Annotated in this window: 18 protein-coding genes and 1 tRNA gene; 8 read left to right on the top strand and 11 right to left on the bottom strand. The window is 40.6% G+C overall.

The window, feature by feature from the left end:
- Positions 1–14: 14 nt before the first annotated feature.
- Positions 15–1,799 (bottom strand): ABC transporter ATP-binding protein, encoded by a 1,785-nt coding sequence (locus FJX03_04535; protein MBM3632957.1) that lies wholly within the window; start codon positions 1,797–1,799, stop codon positions 15–17.
- Positions 1,800–1,990: 191 nt separating this feature from the next.
- Between FJX03_04535 and FJX03_04530 the strand changes: the two genes are divergently transcribed.
- Positions 1,991–2,067 (top strand) — tRNA-Asp (locus FJX03_04530).
- Here FJX03_04530 and FJX03_04525 read toward each other — a convergent pair.
- From FJX03_04525 to FJX03_04515, 3 genes are read right to left on the bottom strand one after another with little or no spacing between them, the layout of a single operon-like run.
- Positions 2,068–3,051 (bottom strand): aminoglycoside phosphotransferase, encoded by a 984-nt coding sequence (locus FJX03_04525; GenBank protein ID MBM3632956.1) that lies wholly within the window; start codon positions 3,049–3,051, stop codon positions 2,068–2,070.
- The gene (tsaE, locus tag FJX03_04520) at positions 3,014–3,535 is read right to left on the bottom strand and encodes a tRNA (adenosine(37)-N6)-threonylcarbamoyltransferase complex ATPase subunit type 1 TsaE (protein ID MBM3632955.1); all 522 of its coding nucleotides are present in this window, start codon (positions 3,533–3,535) and stop codon (positions 3,014–3,016) included. Before tsaE ends, FJX03_04525 begins: the two co-directional genes overlap by 38 nt.
- A complete protein-coding gene (locus tag FJX03_04515; protein MBM3632954.1) occupies positions 3,487–4,887 on the bottom strand; it encodes an anion permease in 1,401 nt (466 codons plus the stop codon). Before FJX03_04515 ends, tsaE begins: the two co-directional genes overlap by 49 nt.
- Before the next feature lie 268 nt (positions 4,888–5,155).
- On the opposite strand from FJX03_04515, the gene FJX03_04510 reads away from it, so the two are divergent.
- A complete protein-coding gene (locus FJX03_04510; protein MBM3632953.1) occupies positions 5,156–6,091 on the top strand; it encodes a molecular chaperone Hsp33 in 936 nt (311 codons plus the stop codon).
- Here FJX03_04510 and FJX03_04505 read toward each other — a convergent pair.
- Positions 5,937–7,337, bottom strand: a complete 1,401-nt coding sequence (locus FJX03_04505) for an MHS family MFS transporter (protein ID MBM3632952.1) — start codon at positions 7,335–7,337, stop codon at positions 5,937–5,939. The genes FJX03_04510 and FJX03_04505 overlap by 155 nt on opposite strands.
- 352 nt (positions 7,338–7,689) lie before the next feature.
- On the opposite strand from FJX03_04505, the gene FJX03_04500 reads away from it, so the two are divergent.
- Both FJX03_04500 and FJX03_04495 read left to right on the top strand, forming a co-directional pair.
- On the top strand, positions 7,690–8,010 hold the full coding sequence (locus FJX03_04500) for a hypothetical protein (GenBank protein MBM3632951.1): 321 nt from the start codon (positions 7,690–7,692) through the stop codon (positions 8,008–8,010).
- Positions 8,000–8,290 (top strand): hypothetical protein, encoded by a 291-nt coding sequence (locus FJX03_04495; GenBank protein ID MBM3632950.1) that lies wholly within the window; start codon positions 8,000–8,002, stop codon positions 8,288–8,290. The genes FJX03_04500 and FJX03_04495 overlap by 11 nt, the downstream gene beginning before the upstream one ends.
- 79 nt (positions 8,291–8,369) lie before the next feature.
- On the opposite strand, the gene FJX03_04490 is transcribed toward FJX03_04495, so the two are convergent.
- The 5 genes from FJX03_04490 to ubiE form a co-directional block, all read right to left on the bottom strand.
- On the bottom strand, positions 8,370–9,278 hold the full coding sequence (locus FJX03_04490) for a hypothetical protein (protein ID MBM3632949.1): 909 nt from the start codon (positions 9,276–9,278) through the stop codon (positions 8,370–8,372).
- A complete protein-coding gene (locus FJX03_04485; protein MBM3632948.1) occupies positions 9,157–9,894 on the bottom strand; it encodes a metal ABC transporter ATP-binding protein in 738 nt (245 codons plus the stop codon). The genes FJX03_04490 and FJX03_04485 overlap by 122 nt, the downstream gene beginning before the upstream one ends.
- Positions 9,895–10,001: 107 nt before the next feature.
- Entirely contained in the window at positions 10,002–10,451 is a 450-nt protein-coding gene (locus tag FJX03_04480) for a hypothetical protein (GenBank protein MBM3632947.1), read from the bottom strand.
- A gap of 35 nt (positions 10,452–10,486) precedes the next feature.
- Entirely contained in the window at positions 10,487–10,972 is a 486-nt protein-coding gene (locus FJX03_04475) for a dUTP diphosphatase (GenBank protein ID MBM3632946.1), read from the bottom strand.
- A 15-nt stretch (positions 10,973–10,987) separates the two neighbouring features.
- Positions 10,988–11,734, bottom strand: coding sequence for a bifunctional demethylmenaquinone methyltransferase/2-methoxy-6-polyprenyl-1,4-benzoquinol methylase UbiE (gene ubiE, locus FJX03_04470; protein ID MBM3632945.1), 747 nt, complete (start codon positions 11,732–11,734; stop codon positions 10,988–10,990).
- A gap of 218 nt (positions 11,735–11,952) precedes the next feature.
- Here ubiE and prfB point away from each other — a divergent pair.
- Positions 11,953–13,069 (top strand): peptide chain release factor 2 gene (gene prfB, locus FJX03_04465; GenBank protein MBM3632944.1). Its coding sequence is split into 2 segments (ribosomal slippage): positions 11,953–12,021 and positions 12,023–13,069, totalling 1,116 coding nucleotides; the frame shifts between segments, so codons are not numbered across the junction.
- 80 nt (positions 13,070–13,149) lie between these two features.
- Positions 13,150–13,422: a hypothetical protein gene (locus tag FJX03_04460; protein MBM3632943.1), complete on the top strand. Its 273-nt coding sequence runs from the start codon at positions 13,150–13,152 to the stop codon at positions 13,420–13,422.
- A 2-nt stretch (positions 13,423–13,424) separates the two neighbouring features.
- Here the strand turns inward: FJX03_04460 and FJX03_04455 are convergent, their stop codons facing one another.
- Positions 13,425–14,363: a zinc ABC transporter substrate-binding protein gene (locus FJX03_04455; protein ID MBM3632942.1), complete on the bottom strand. Its 939-nt coding sequence runs from the start codon at positions 14,361–14,363 to the stop codon at positions 13,425–13,427.
- Between the two features lie 492 nt (positions 14,364–14,855).
- On the opposite strand from FJX03_04455, the gene FJX03_04450 reads away from it, so the two are divergent.
- Together FJX03_04450 and hemH are read left to right on the top strand one after the other, a co-directional pair.
- Positions 14,856–15,884, top strand: coding sequence for a uroporphyrinogen decarboxylase (locus FJX03_04450; protein MBM3632941.1), 1,029 nt, complete (start codon positions 14,856–14,858; stop codon positions 15,882–15,884).
- Positions 15,885–15,887: 3 nt separating this feature from the next.
- Positions 15,888–16,868: a ferrochelatase gene (gene hemH / locus FJX03_04445; protein MBM3632940.1), complete on the top strand. Its 981-nt coding sequence runs from the start codon at positions 15,888–15,890 to the stop codon at positions 16,866–16,868.
- The last annotated feature ends 1 nt before the right edge of the window (position 16,869 follow it).

The raw sequence follows: 16,869 nt of genomic DNA, 5'->3' as shown, positions 1-16,869 counted from the left end.
CCTAAATAAAAGGTCTAATTTTCCGCAGGATCTGGTTTCTCGGGTAAAAATCCACCCACTTGTGTATCCCATAGGGTTTTATAATGCCCTTTTTGAGCCAATAAGTCCTTGTGGGTCCCATCTTCTATAATCTTACCACGATCAAAGACCAAAATACGATCCATATGGAGAAGAGTCGAAAGTCGATGAGCAATGACAATAGACGTTTTGCCTTTCATTAATTTCCACAGAACATCTTGTATAAAGCTCTCTGTAACTGAATCTAGTTGTGACGTGGCTTCATCCATTAACAAAATAGGAGCGTTTTTCAAAATAACTCTCGCAATGGCAATGCGTTGGCGTTGACCCCCTGAAAGTTTCACGCCTCGTTCTCCAACAATAGAATTATACCCTCGGGGAAGCTCTTCTATAAATTGATGAGCATAAGCTTTTTTAGCTGCTTTAAAAACTTCTGTATCCGTAGCATCTGGAAGCCCATACCGAATGTTTTCCATTAGACTTCGATGAAATAGAGAAAGATCTTGAGGAATCATTCCAATGTTGGCTCGTAAAGAATCTTGCGTAACCTCTTGTATATCTTGTCCATCAATTAAAATATGACCACTGGTTACATCAAACAAGCGCAAAATGAGGTTAACAAAGGTTGTCTTGCCACCCCCGGAATAGCCCACCAATCCAATCTTCTGCCCCGGTTGAATTGTCACTGTCTTATTTTCGAATAAAGCATCTGAGTCTCTATAACAAAAATGGACTTGTGAAAAGATAATCTCCCCCTTACGAACCACAAGGTCTTTGGCTCCCGTTTTATCTTGAATTGATAAAGGAGCAAGCGCAATATTTAGCCCTTGTGTTATATTCCCAATTATTTCTGCCGCAACACCTAAATCTTTAGAAAAATTCCATAAATTCATAACGAGTGCCGTATTAACCATTAAAATGAGTACAAAATCTCCCGATGAAATAATGCCTTGATTAAATCCTTCAATTAACCACAAAAGACTTATGCTTTGGTAAATAAAGAAGGAACCTCCTTGTAAGGCATAAATTTTTAAGAAAAACCAATCTCGAGCTTGATCAGCCTTTACATACTCATCCAAAATAGAACCCAGCTTGGTTCTTTCACCCTTTTGGTTTGTAAAGAGTCGAACGTTAATCATATTACTTAGAATATCTATTATATTGCCAACAGCTTTGGAACGAGCTTCAGCTGCAGAATCACTTAAGTGAGTGGCCTTTTTTGAAAGAATTAATGCGGCTCCTAAAAAGATGAAAGCCCAAAAACATAATATAATTGCAAACTTGACATTCACGGTCCCAATCACGCAAATTGCAATTAAAATAGCAAGAATATGTGCAAATAATCGGTCTACAAATATATTTATTAAATCTGGAATTCCACTCATTACATCTTTTATTTTATTCCCCAAATTTCCTGAAAAATTATCCTGAAAGATATGATGAGCATGTTGCATCATCCGATCCATAAGAATATGGCCGATATGGCGTTTGAGAGGCGGATTAATTTTGAGCCACGCGTAATCGTACACGCGATTGGAAACAGAATTGATGAATCCCACTGTTATATAAAGTAAAGCAGGAATTAACAGAACTGGATAGGCCTCAGATACCGAGAGACCGGGTAGACGATCAATGATAATTTTTAGCAAATAGGGTGATAAAGATAACTCAAATGCCCAAATGATAACCATTCCCGTGAGAAGTGCAATCCACCAACGAAACGGTCTCAGGGAAGTTAAGATAAATTTAGTCACTGAAGGTGATGTCACATTAATCTCCATAATATATTTCATTAAATCAATAATAAAACACAAAACTTTAATTTACCATAAACGTGACTTTTCGGAAAATTTCATCAGATTATGTATTATCAAATTATTGACAAATGAGGATTTTGTCATAAAAATCATTTCTTTCTTGACGAAAAGTCCTAAAGTACGCTAACAAGATTAAGTCCTTGTCTTATGAGCAAGGGGGTGTAGCTCAGTTGGTTAGAGCGTCGGCCTGTCACGCCGAAGGCCGCGGGTTCGAGTCCCGTCACTCCCGCCATTATAGCCCTTGCCCTTCAAACCAATTTTTTAACGAGCCTAGAGCCGGATTCTGCAAACACCTTTGTAACAACTTCTTAACTCTTGGGATGTGCTTTAAGTACTGGGATTTACCATCCCGAACAGAGAGTCGGGTAAAAATGCCTAAGATTTTTGTATGACGGCCTGCACTTAAGATACAGCCCGCGTTTCTTAAAACTTCACCATCTTCATTTGGAAATGCGCTTAAATATCTTTGCCAACAGCACTCTATAAGAGCAGGATCTAGGTCTAAGCGAGCATCTTCAGTCAAAGATACTAAGTCATAAACAACAGGACCCCAAAGAGCATCTTGAAAATCCAGAAGACCACAAGCCGCAGCACGAGGGCGGTCATTTAATCGCATTAAATTATCCACGTGATAGTCACGTAAAACCAGGGAATGGGGCACCTTTAAAGCCTTTATAAACACCTCTTCCCAAAGAAGAAAATAATCTTTTTTTTCATTTTCAGTCAAAGATTTCTCTAAAAAATTAGGTAAATACCAATCTACATAAAGAGCAACTTCGCTGAGTAAAGACTCTAGATTATATGGACCAACAAAAGGGGGGCAAGTCTCTGCTCGTTGGTGCAAGGCAATGAGTGTATCCACCGCCAACTCGTACAATGAATAGGGATCCTCACCTGCTTGTAAAAGCTTTGTGTAAGTGGCTTCCCCAAAATCTTCTAAAGCCAAAAACCCTTGGATAAGATCATAATTTAAAATTTCAGGCGCTGAAAGACCCAGACTTCTCAAATAGTCTGCTATGCGCATAAATTGTGATACATCCTCAGGTGGGGGAGCATCCATGAGAAGTCCTTGCTCATACCGAAAATATTGTCGTTTGGATGCATCACTGGGCAAAGCTACTAGTTTTTGCGTCGAGATCTTTAAAAAGGCTTGACGTTGAGTGTGTCGCTCGGGAGTTTCAAGTTGAGGTGTTAAGCAGGGTACGGAGTGCGTCATGGGATCCTATTAAATTAAGAGTTATTTCTCTTGTGGATTCGTCGATAATCTTAAAGCCTATATCAATGCGATGGCGAGGCAATAAATCCCCTAAACGTTCGGGCCATTCTATCAAGCATATAGCTTGGTGAAAAGCATCTTCAAGACCAATTTCAAAAATCTCCTCGGCATGTTTTAGTCGGTACAAGTCACAATGCCAAACTTCTCCTTGGATACAATCATAAGTTTGGACAAGGGTGAAGGTTGGACTGGGAACATCGATAGATTTTCCAACAATAGCTTGAAGTAATACCCGTGCAAAAGTTGTCTTCCCGGCACCCAAGTCTCCCCATAACGCCACCACGGTTCCCGGTCGCAATACTTGAGATAAGGGGCGCGCAAGAAGAATTAAATCTTTTAGGGCTAAAGTATATGTAAAGGAACCAGGTGAGGCGCTTACCACAAACCCAACACTTTCCACCAAAGACCACCTATACCCAACCATATGAACAAGTTCACAATACTAACCAACAACCCTAATGACCACCAAGTTCCCATAGGCACATAGCCTGAACCATAAAGAACAACGTTAGAAGTTGAACCGTAGTGCGTCATTGAGGAGAAGAGGTTCGAGCAAAACCCAAGAACAAGTGCAGCCAACAAAGGTGGTGTTCCTGCTGAAAGGGCAACGGCTAAAAAGGCTGCATACATTGCCCCTACATGGGCGGTATTACTGGCAAACAAATAATGGCTATAAAAATAAATAAGGACAACGCCCAGAAAGACAATTTCCCAATTATATCCTTTAATCATACCGCCAACACTTAACGAAAACCAGTCTACAAAGCCAAGAACTTGCAAAAATTTGGCCATGGTCACCAAAATGCCGAACCAAACAAAAATATGCCAAGCTTCTTTTTCATTTAATACGTCTTCCCAAGTTAGTACATTTGATAAAAGTAACATACAAACACCAACAAGAGCCGTAGTTGTGGGTTCAATATTCCAACGAGACCCAACAATCCAAAAGAAAAGCATAAAAATGAAAACACCAACCATAATCCATTCTTTTCCTGTCATAGGTCCCATTTCTTTTAACTTTTCATGAGCCAATTTTGTTGCATTGGGGTGATGTTTCACTTCTGGGGGATAGACGAAATATAAAAGGAGAGGAATCAAGATAATGCTTAAAATGCCTGGAACAATTGCAGCCGTAAACCAATTAGCCCAAGTAATTTCAATGCCCGCAGCTTTGGCCATAGACTGGGCCATAGGATTGGCTGCCATCGCTGTTAAAAACATTGCGCTTGTGATTAAATTTCCCTGAAAACAAACTTGAGTTAGATAGGCCCCTACGCGCCGTTCTGTCCCATCGCCAACCCGACTATCTAAGGATTCAGCAATTGATTTGAGAATGGGAAACATAATGCCACCGGCCCGTGCCCCGTTGCTGGGGATTACTGGGGCAATTAACAGCTCTGTTGCCACAATGCCATACCCCAAACCTAATGTATGTCTACCCATCAACCTCACAAAAAAGTAGGCAATGCGCATTCCCAAATGCGTTTTAACAAATGCACGAGCAATAAAAAATACTAAAAGAATAAGCCAAATTACAGGATTACCAAAGCCACTTAAGCCTTGAGTTAGACTTATATCCTGAGCTATGACCGCCGTAACCATGCTAATTAAACAAACGGCCCCTAAAGGAAGCGGGCGACAAATCAGAGCTAAAATAGTGGATGTAAAGATGGCAAATAAGGACCAAGCCCTGGGATGCATTCCTGCCGGAACAGGAATCATCCAAATACAAACTCCCATAAGAATGGGTACAAAAAAACGCCATAACTTCGTCATGGTTATTTCCTTAAAATTAGATATTGAAAACAGGAATTCTCTTGTGGAATATCCTTGTTAGCATCACTTATGACTCGTCATTGGGTTGTGGTAACATCCCTAGTCATAGCAAATAATGCGCTGTCATATAACAAAAAAATACAAAGGGAGGGGATTTTCAAGACTCACTCTTATTTGTTGAAAAAGAAGAATCTCTTTTCAAGCACTTGTCTCGTGTTGTAATACTTGACTTAATTTACCAACTCTCACCCGCATCCAAGGGGTTATTATGAAGACCAAATCTGATTTTGTTCTCCCTTTTCAACTTGAGAAGATTTCTGTTCGAGGCCGTTTGGTTCGCTTGAAAGGCAATTTGCAAGAAATCATTGACCGTCATAAATATCCTCCTCTTGTAAATCGCTTATTAGAAGAGCTCATTGCCCTCGCCTCTACTCTTGCCTATCTTTTTAAATTTGAAGGCGTCTTTACATTACAAATTACAGGCAATGGGCCCCTTCGGCTTATGGTCGTTGACATTACGCATGAAGGGGGCATACGCGCTTGCGCTCGATTTGATGAAGAAGCGATATTGAAATTACCCCTTTCTACAACAGCAATTCATTCGATTTTTGGTGCCGGGTATTTAGCCTTTACAATTGATCAAAATGAGTCTGATGAGCGCTATCAAGGTATTGTCGAGCTTGAAGGGGCTACACTTTCAGAATGTCTTCATCATTTCTTTCGTCAATCGGATCAATTAGAAACGGGGGTTGTTGTCGTTTCAAAAAGTGAGAACGCTCCTACCCCAGATCATTTAGCAGCCGCTCTCATCATTCAACGCTTACCCGCACGTACCGGATTATCTTTTGAAGAAATAGAAAGGGAAAACGATGGCTGGCTGCGATCTTTATCAATCTTAGGAACAGCTACAGCCCCAGAATTACTCTCTGGTGATTTAACAGAGCAAGATCTTTTGTTTCGATTATTTTGGGAAGATGGAATTCGTATCTTTGAAAATCGTCATCTTATAGCGAAATGTCGCTGCTCTCGGGATAGAGTTGAAGCCATGCTTAAAACTTTTTCTTTCGAAGATATCCAAGAGATGATTGAGGATGAGGCGATCCATGTAACATGTGAATTCTGTAATCAGGAGTATGAGTTTGATCCAGAAAACCTTTTGGCGCAACATTCTGAGCGTAAGATAAATCTCGATCCAGCAAAATGACAGATATGATGGACAACAAAGAAGCCCCAATAATATAAATAGCCGGAGCCATTATCGTTCCGGTTTGCTCGATCATAAGACCACAAATCAGGGGAGCGGTCCCGCCAAAAATGGCATTTCCAATATTATAAGACAAACCCACAGCGGAATACCGAATCGACGTTGGAAAGAGTTGGGTTGCAAAACTGCAGCGAGGACCAAAACAAAAGCCCAAACTCGTAGCAAATAACCCCTGACATATTAAATGTTCGAAAAAGGTTCCATACTTGGCAGAATACAGTAGAGGATAGGCAAAAATTAAACACCCAAGATATCCCATAATTAAACATCGAACTTGCCCTATCTTGTCTGACACTAAGGCCCCCCAAACCATGGCTGGCATCATGATTATAAGACTAAACAAGGTGGTCGCGGATCCATAAATTTTAGAGTAGTTGTTAAGATTATGATTAGGAATAAAAACGATCAGTAAATAGTATCCTGCGCTATTGACCATCAGGAAGCAGATAGCAAGAGTTAATCTCCACTTATATTTTTGAAAAATGATGCTCAAAGGCCATGAGGATGGACGTTTTTTATCTTGAGCTAGAAATTCAGGCGTCTCAGTTAAATGTCGACGTAAAAAATATCCCCCGATAGCAAAGCAAAAACTCGTTAAAAAGGGAAGTCTCCACCCCCATGATAAGAGCTCATCTAAAGTGAGGAAGGAGTTAAGCAAAAGGATGGCCAAGGACGCAGCAATCATCCCGATAGAACTTCCCATATCCGCCCATATGCTATAAAAACCCTTACGTTGAGGCGGTGCGTGCTCTGTTAATAATAAAACAGATCCGCTAAATTCACCGCCTAAAGACAACCCTTGGATGAGTCGACAAATAATCAAGCTGAAGGGAGCGAAAATACCAATATCATTGTATACAGGCAATACCCCCATGATCACTGTAGGAACTGCCATTCCGGCCAAGGACCAAAGTAAGGCCTTTTTTCGCCCCCACTTATCCCCAAAATGGCCAAATAAAATAGCACCGATAGGCCGCATGAGAAAAGCCGCAGCAAAAACACCATAACTCGACAATAACGCAGTATAAGTATCAAAATTGGGGAAAAAGAGTTGTGCCAGAATACCTGCTAAATAACCATAAATAGCAAAGTCAAACCATTCCAGAGCGTTCCCAACAAAACACCCAAGCATTAAATTTTTGGAAGCCTTTGAACTTAACCGTGGAAAAGAAAATACCAGGCTCATTTTTATCTATCTTTTTATTTCCGGGGATTTCTATAAAACCCTATCTCTTTTTACCTAGTCTGTCATCCTCATTTTCCAGCGAAAATAGAAGGAGATATCATGTTTTTTTGGATCATTTATCATCAAGAGCCAATTTAGGAAGTCCCTTTCCTCATCGTCCGTTGAAAAAGTCAAAAGGTCGCAACAGCATCGTGAGGGGATTCAAAAATAAAAACGATAATGTCCGGGGACGAAGATGAATTTAATTTCAAGAAATTACCTGAATTCACTTTTCTGTTTAAACGATTCATTAATTTTTTTGCCGCATACTTGAAGAGTAATCTGTCAAATAAATTAGGAAATGGTTTACTTTATGAATGACTCAATGAACCCGGATTTTTTTTCAAAACTTTGGAAATGCCCCATCCGTCGTTGCTGGCGGTATGGCCGTAAGTTTCTTTTTGTTGTAACTTCTGGCATTTTCATGTGGCTAAGCTTAGATTTCTTTGCAATTGTTATAATGAATCCAGAGAACTACCCACCTTTTGAATCTTTGGTCTTGCATGCTTTCTTAACAACAATATTAAGTCTAATTTTAACATTAACAACCTATCAATTTTATTTACGTTTAATCAGTCGATTCCGTCTGATTCGTGCCTTCTTACCCTCTCGGAGAACTCCTCATGACAGATGACTTCTTTCAACAACAAACCCATGAATCCTCACCTCCCAATTCCAAAACTTGGTGGAATTTCATTACTCGCACTTTATTTTATACAAGTTTAGTGGGGTTCATTCTAGGAGCTGCTTTTGGCTATTTACATATTAAAGGCTGGCTTAAAAATGCTGAGGAGGGCCTGGTTTTATATGCAATTACGTTCGGCGGTGGTGCTTTTGTTTCTGCTTCTTTTGTGCTTTATCAAGCGCGCCAGGGTCAGCTAAAAATGCAAAAAATTAAAATTAGACAAAAATAATTGCCGGAGAATTGTTTATTATTTTTTAATTAACACCACACGTAACACCCACACTTATGAGAATAGGGTGCTAAAAACCCTAATTCCCCCTCCAAGCTATTGATCCCAGGAAGAGAATTAAGCAACTAACCACAATGGTTGCTCCAGAGGGTGTATTGAAGGAAATTGCGGCTAAAAGACCTATTGATATGCCGAGAAAAGCACTTCCCATAGCAATCAAGGCCATTTTTTCGGGACTGCGCGCAAAACGCCCCGCGGTAGCTGCCGGCATAATGAGAAGAGCTGGCATTAAAAGGGCACCCACAGCTTTAAGGGCTATTGCAACCGTGAATGCCAAAATAATCATAAATGTTGCCCTCACAAAGCCAACGGAAACACCAGCGGTTTGAGCCAATTCTTCATCTAAAGTTAAAAGAAGAAGCTCACGCCATTTCCAAATAAAAAACAGGCCAACCAAAACCGCACATCCATAAATCCAATAGATATCTCTTAATCTCAAAGTCAAAATATCACCAAATAAATAACTTTCTAAATCGGCATTTGACCCACTTTTTGATAAAGCTAAAAAGCCTAAAGCCAAAGCACTGTAAGAGATAATTCCAAGCCAAGCATCAGCTGTTAAATGTTGACGGCTATGGGTTTTTGCAAGGATGGTGGCACAAAGCAAACAAACGGCAACAATGCCAATATTCATATCAATATGCAATAGAATCCCCAACGCAATGCCGAGCAAAGAAGAATGCGCTAAAGCATCACCAAAAAAAGCCATGCGACGCCAAACCAAAAAGCATCCTAACGGTCCTGTGGTGAGTGCTAGGCCAAAACCAGCCAGAAGGGCTTTGCTAACTAAGGTGTTGAAAAACAAATCAATCATGGACACAACCTCCCGCGTGAAGATGATCATGATCATGTTTGTAGGGAGCCACGAATAATTTTTGATAACTTGGGTCCACAGAAACTTTACTTGGATGACCAGAACAGCAAACATGAGTATTTAGACAAACAACTTCATCGCTTGCTGCCATAACCAAATGAAGATCATGGGAAACAAGCAAAACAGAACATCCCCGATTATCTCTTATTTTGGCTATGAGTTGATAAAGTTCTTCTTGTCCCAATACATCCACTCCTTGCATAGGCTCATCTAAAACCAACAAGTCTGGAGAAATCAATAATGCCCTAGCCAACATAACCCGCTGCATTTCTCCGCCCGACAAGACTGTTAAGCGACTATGTTTTAAAGCAAATGCGCCCACTTCCTTCAAACAATTATCAATTTGAGACTGAATTTTGGAGGTTCTCTCAGGCGTTCCTAAGCTTAAGAGGCGCTCTACGGTCATCGGCAAAGTGGGATTAATATCCAATTTTTGAGGCATATAACCAATCTTAAGACCTGATTTACGTGTTAATTTCCCTCTTGATACGGGAATAAGATTTAACATAACTTTCAATAATGTTGTCTTGCCGGCCCCATTCGGGCCTATCAATGTCATAATTTTGCCCGGCATTAAAGAGAGAGATACATCCTCTAGGATTACTTTTACTCCACCAGGGGTTGGAACTTGAACCCATATATGGTCAGCAATAATAAGAGGTGTGTTCATTATAGAATACTTTCAAGAATTATCTATTGAGTTTTAGATCACGACTTTGCAATGAGAGCAAGCAGAATCTTCAAAGCTTGAGAGAAAATTTAAGAATTTGAAATTGCCTATTTAAATTTATCTTCATGAGGATAAACCCCCCAAATACATCGACGTTTTATCCAACCCCGATGGCCTTGAACATCAAGACGACACCAGTCATTACGGCATTCTAATACCTCTCCCAATACTCCAGGCTCAAGATAGCCAACCACACGGGAGTTTTCATCTGTATCTTTATATAATTTGCGTTGTTTTTGTTGAATAACAGCTGTTCTTTTCCCACAAAGTAAACTTTTGTGAACCCATCCTTGGGTACCTTGCCAATCGCGAATCTGGCGCCAAGTATCGAATTCCGCAATAATTTCCACTGGCAGCCCGGGACGTACAAAAATCCATTCTATATGGTAGCTTTTACCAGGACCCACGTGCAGATTGACCGTTTTTGCGCGAAGTGACGCAAATCGTGGCAGAGCTAGGGGAGGCGCAGGAGCTGCAAGAATATTGCTCATTGTCATGATTATTATAAAGTATACAAAACCAATCTTCATTTTTAATTTAACCCTGTGGAACCGAATCGGCCTTCTCCTCGATGAGTTTCATCAAAAGTCTTTTGCTCATCCCATGTAATGGAGGAGACGGGAGCAATGACCATTTGCGCAAAACGCATCCCTCGAGTAATCGTAAAAGGCTCTAAGCCATGATTTATAATAATACCAATTATTTCTCCGCGATAGTCTGCGTCAATTGTTCCTGGAGAATTTAAAACCGCCACTCCGTTTTTGAAAGCAAGGCCTGAGCGAGATCGAATTTGAGCTTCATACCCGGGCGGCAGAGCAATAGAAATACCAGACGGTATCCCTTGCCATTCGCCCGGGTTCAAAACAACATTTTCCTCTACAGCCGCATATAAATCTAACCCAGCACTTAACGGTGTCCCATAGGCAGGCAAGGGTAAATCTGCACCGTGAGGTAAACGACTCAACCCAACTTTTACTCTCTCATCTAATTCAGGTTTAGATACACTAGATGCTGACATTTTATTGCCTCCCCCTTATTCTTTTATTGCTGTATGTATGCACGATATCCCACCGCACAAATTCTGCCAATTCAGTTTTGTGAATCCTGCCGATTTCATCATTTCTCCCAACGTTTCTTGTTCGGGAAATTGGCGAATACTCTCGACTAAATACTCGTAAGCCTTGCGGTCATTAGAAACCCATTCTCCCAAAACTGGCAGAAGATGAAATGAGTAAAAATCATACGCCTTCTCCAAGGCAAAACCCTTAACTCGACTGAATTCTAAGCACACAAATTTTCCACCCGGCTTCAAAACACGAAAAGCATCTTTTAAAGCCTCATCGATGCGCGTCACATTTCGTAAACCATAAGCAATTGTATACAAATCCACGGAGCTATCGGGCAAGGGTAGATTTTCCGCGTTGCCACAAATCCACTCAATCTCTTTTACAATTCCTTGATTAATCGCCCGATCTCGGCCAATTTCTATCATCTCTGGGGTGAGATCACATACCATGATGGTTGGATTTCGGTGGGGATAGGCTTTTGCCATCCGAAAGGCAATATCCCCTGTTCCTCCGGCTACATCCAGTATAAAAGGATTTTGGGGTAAATTAAGCCCCATAACGAGATGATCCTTCCATAATCTATGAATACCCAAACTCATTAAATCATTCATGAGATCGTACTTTTGAGCTACCCGGCGAAAAACATCTTTTACAAGTCCCGTTTTCTGATTTTCAGAAACTTTTTTAAACCCAAAATGTGTTTCATCATTCATAAAAATTTGAAACTTTTTTCAAAGCCCCCCCATACTCAATAAAATATGTTTCTATTCGACACCAAAGTTTCTTATACGTCTCTTCTGATTTTGGATAAACAGTGCCTTTATAAATAACAGCAAACATGTATTTCTCCCTTTCTCATCAGAGGCATTGAACTTATTCTGGCTTGAGGTTACATCTTAATATTAAACAGATACAATAGGAGAGCCAATCCATGCGAGCAGAAATTGAATCCATCGTTAAACAAATTGACCAAAGTCTTTCATTGTTGCGGAGGCATCTTTGACTGGGACAAAGCCTTAAGCCAACTCGAATCCTTAAATACCCAAGCTGAAGATCCAGATTTATGGAACAATCAAGCTTTGGCGCAAAAGATCCTTAAAGAGCGCGACGCCCTACAAACGTCCATAAATCGTATCCAGGACCTCCAAACCCAATTAACAGATAATGTGGAGCTCATTGCCTTAGGAGAATCCGAAGAGGACACAGCCATTATCGTCGAAGCTGAAACCCAACTGGAAAAACTTGAGAAAATATCAACGCGCCTCCAGTTAGAAACATTGTTATCGGGAGAGGCGGATAAGAATGACTGCTTCTTAGAAATTAATGCTGGTGCGGGAGGGACAGAAGCCCAAGATTGGGCCTCCATGCTCTCTCGCCTTTATAGTCGTTGGGCAGAATCAAAAGGCTATAAGCTAGAAATTTTAGAAGAAAGTCCTGGAGAAGAAGCCGGGATAAAGTCCATTACATTAAAAATCATGGGACATCAGGCCTATGGGTGGCTAAAAACAGAAAGTGGTGTTCATCGATTGGTTCGTATTTCTCCTTTTGACTCTAACGCCAGGCGTCATACAAGTTTTGCTTCTGTTTGGGTTTACCCTGTCATTGATGATTCCATAGATATTGCCATCGAAGATAAGGATTTGCGAATTGATACCTATCGGGCTTCCGGTGCGGGGGGGCAACACGTCAATAAAACAGAAAGCGCCATTCGCATTACTCACATTCCGACTAACATTGTTGTCCAATGTCAAAATGATCGCTCCCAACACCGGAATAGAGCTCAAGCCTATTCGATGTTAAAAGCCCGATTATACGAACTAGAATTGCGAAAGAAAGAAGAAAAACTAACCGCTCAAAGTGCTGGAAAGACTGATATCGGTTGGGGGCATCAAATTCGTTCTTATGTTTTACAGCCCTATCAAATGGTAAAAGATACTCGTACAGGCGTTGAACGAGGTAATGCTTCGGGTGTGCTGGATGGAGATATTGATTGTTTTATAGAGGCAGCTCTTGCTATGCGCATTGGGGGGATGGATCAAGAAAAGTAAAATCTTTAGAATTTTTCTGGCATCAAAGCTTGTTTTTGGAAGTGTTTATCCTATTTTCTTAAGTATAAGGAGATTTTGCCATGAGTGCGTGCGCCTATCTTTTATCCTATACCCACCAGATTTCATCTGAAACCGGGGGTGTTTTTCATTCTTTAGGTCGTAAAGTAAGAAGCCGATTTACGCGAAGTTTGAAGCCTACTGATCATTTGGGGGGGTTAAACCCAGATGAACTTCTGTTAGTAAGAGTTGATTATGTGAAATTTAATTCCCCCCAGTTTGATGAAGATCGAGATACAAATATTTGGCCCCAATCAGGATCAACTCACGAAGATATGGAAATTTCCATCGGTTAATCTCAAGAATCTGAAAGCCCTTTTAAAAAAGCACTCGCCAGGTTTTGCATCATCACAAAATAAGCATCTCTATCTGCTTCTAAACCAACGCCCAAATAGTCCAAAGTTTCTATTCGTGTACCCGTCTTTTCCATAAGGGAGCTAATAATATCTGTCGGAAATTGCGGTTCTGTAAAAACACAACTCACTTTTTGCACTCGGATATACTCGGAAACTTGCAGGAAGTGTTGAGCATTAAGTCCATAATGACTATCTCCAATAAGCACACCTATTGCTCTTGTTTTGTAATGGCGATCGAAATATTGTGTCCCATCATGATAAACCACATAGGGTTTGTTTTTAACGGACATTAAGATTTCCTTCAGATTTTGATCTAAATCTTCTAACCGACTGATAACATTTTGTGCATTCGTGTGATAATCTTTCTGATGTTTTGGATCAAGCACACTTAGTTCTTGAGCAATGGCAATAACAATAGCTTTGGCATTATCAGGATCAAGCCAAAGATGTCCGTCTAAATCTTGGTCGTTATGTTGATGACCACAAGAATGATCTTCTTCAGACCCGTGAACGTGACTTCCCCACAGTCCTCCCTGTCGCATCGGATATAATTTCATTCCTGGCTTATCTTGAAGTGTGATGATACGTTGGCCAACTTTTGGTGTCTCTATCACACGCTGCAAGGCTGTCTCATAAGAAGGTCCTACCCAAACAACAACTTGAGCGGCATTAATTTGTCTTACCTCGGATGGTTTTAAATTTTGAGTATGGGGAGAGCTCTCCCCACTCATCAAAAGCGTCGGAGAATTCATCCCCTCCATAACGCCCGCAACCAAAGAATGGATAGGTTTAATTGTAACCAAAACCTGCGGTACACTTGCTTTGGTGGCAATAGACAATCCAATGAGGAAAGAAAAAAAGAAATAAATATAATTCAGCATGTATTTAAAAAGTAAGGGAAACCAGGATAAGTGTCAAGAAATTACAAAAACATCGTTTTAAAAACTTCTTCGTCTTCCTTAATCCATTACCCGAAGAGAGCTGTGGATAAACTTGTGAATGAAACGAAAAGAATTCTTGTACAAAATGAAGAACAGTTTATAGCCTAACCTAAATTTCGTTTTTCGGCTAATAAGTCGGGATAACTTTGACGGCTTTACAAAAGTTAACCACCTGTGGATTATCTTTCCACACCCCTCTTGTTGAAACTAAATCCAAAATTTATCCCCCAAATTATCCCCGGGTAGAGAAGTACTATTTTACAAATCTTCCAATAAGATAAAAGAATTATCCCCTCAATTAGGGAAGAACTGTTTATAATTAAAGAATCTGTGGACAATTTTCCTAAAGAATTGAATCCCCATAATTCACATATATCTACTACAACTACAACTACCTTTATAAATTAATACAATTGTGATTATGTAGTAACCATGAATCTGATTATAAATACCCTTCAGGGGAATGTGAACTTATATCCCCCCATATGGCTCATGCGTCAAGCAGGAAGATATTTACCTGAGTACAGAGCCATTCGCGAAACAGTTCCCAGCTTTATGGAATTATGTTTTCATGAAGAACTTGCCACAAAAATTACTCTTCAACCCATTGAAAGATTCAATTTTGATGCTGCAATTTTATTTAGTGACATCCTTGTAATTCCGCACGTATTGGGACAAAGGGTAAATATTGTTGAAAAGAAGGGACCCATTTTAGAACCCATTGACGCCTCAACATTTTTTGAAAATGCACAAGATGTTGATTTGCTCAAAGCGTTATCTACACCTCTTAACATTCTTCGTAATGTTCGCAAGTCCTTACCGTCAACTAAGGCCGTAATTGGCTTCTCAGGGAGTCCTTGGACTATTGCTACCTATATGCTTGAGGGAGGAAAATCAGCAACATTTGATCGAATAAAAAATCATCTCTATACCCAAAGTCCGCTGTTTATCCAAACCATGGCATTATTGGAAGAATCTATTGGAACTTTTCTCCTGGCTCAAATTGAAGCTGGTGCAGATGCTGTACAAATTTTTGATTCTTGGGCAAAGGCAGTCCCTCTTGAAAATCAAGATGAATGGATCGTTGATCCCATTCGTCGCATCATTTCTCGCATCCGGGGTCTTTACCCAAACCTACCCATTATCTATTATGGACGAGGTGTTTCCCCCATTTATTCAAAGATTGTTAAGGACTTTCCCTATTTGGCTTTAGGGGTTGATGAGGGGGTTCCTGTTTCGGTAATGAAAAATCAGATCCAAAAAATTGCTCCTGTTCAGGGAAACTTAAGTCCAGGAATTTTGGTCGAAGGAGGAAAGAAAGTGAGAGATAGTGTACGCGAGCTGCTGGATGCATTTCAGGGAACGTCTTTTGTTTTCAATCTTGGCCACGGAATTTTGCCCCAAACACCCGTGGATCACGTGAGGGAACTTGTCGAACTTGTTAGGGGAAGAGAGTTGTAAAGAATGACTATCCGCCAGAATCGTCTTGCTGTTGTTTTGATGAACTTAGGGGGCCCCGACACCCTTGAGGCTGTGCGCCCTTTTTTACGAAATTTATTTTCTGACCCCGCCATCATTTCCCTTCCTTGGCCGTTGCGGCCTCTTTTGGCGGAAATAATTTCTCGAACGCGCAGTAAAAAGGCTCGCAAAATCTATCAGCAAATGGGGGGGGCGTCTCCTCTTTTTCTAAATACAAAATCTCAAGCTCATCACCTTGCTCAGCTACTGAAAAAGAAAATTCCAGATCAAGAGGTGGAAGTTTTTGTGGCTATGAGGTATTGGCACCCCCGCGCTTCAGAAGTTATTGCTAAGGTTAAATCTTTTCAACCAACACAAGTCATTTTACTGCCCCTCTATCCTCAATTTTCCATCACAACAACCGGATCGAGTTTTCTGGAATGGGAAAAAGAATCAAAGCGGCAAGGGCTAAGCATCCCCACATGTCAAATTAACAGTTATCCTGATGAGGTCTCTTTTATCAAGGCCCACACAGATTTATTGCGGCCCTGGATCGAAAAAGCATCGGCCTATGGTCATCCTCGTATTTTGTTTTCTGCTCACGGGCTCCCTCAAAAAGTTATTGATGCCGGAGACCCTTACGAAGCTCAAATTCATCAAACAGTGAAGTCTATTTTAAAAAAATTACCTTCCTCTGTTGACGGAGTCATATGTTATCAAAGCAAAGTTGGGCCCTTAAAATGGTTAGAGCCCTCCACCGAACAGGAACTAAAGCGTGCTGGTGCGGAAAAAGTTCCCGTTATTGTTGTGCCCATAGCTTTTGTGTCTGAACATTCTGAAACCCTTGTAGAGTTAGATATAGATTATCGGTATCTCGCGGAGTCTGTTGGGGTACCCTTCTATGGAAGAGTTCCAACTTTGGGTATTCATTCTGATTATATCAAGTCGCTTGCGGGGTTAGTTGTATCAAATTTAAATAAAGGGTAAG

It is taken from the genome of Alphaproteobacteria bacterium (assembly GCA_016870095.1).
Taxonomy (GTDB): domain Bacteria; phylum Pseudomonadota; class Alphaproteobacteria; order Paracaedibacterales; family VGCI01; genus VGCI01.
The sequence above is the reverse complement of the archived record's forward strand: the minus strand, read 5'-3'. Positions and strand labels throughout refer to the sequence as shown.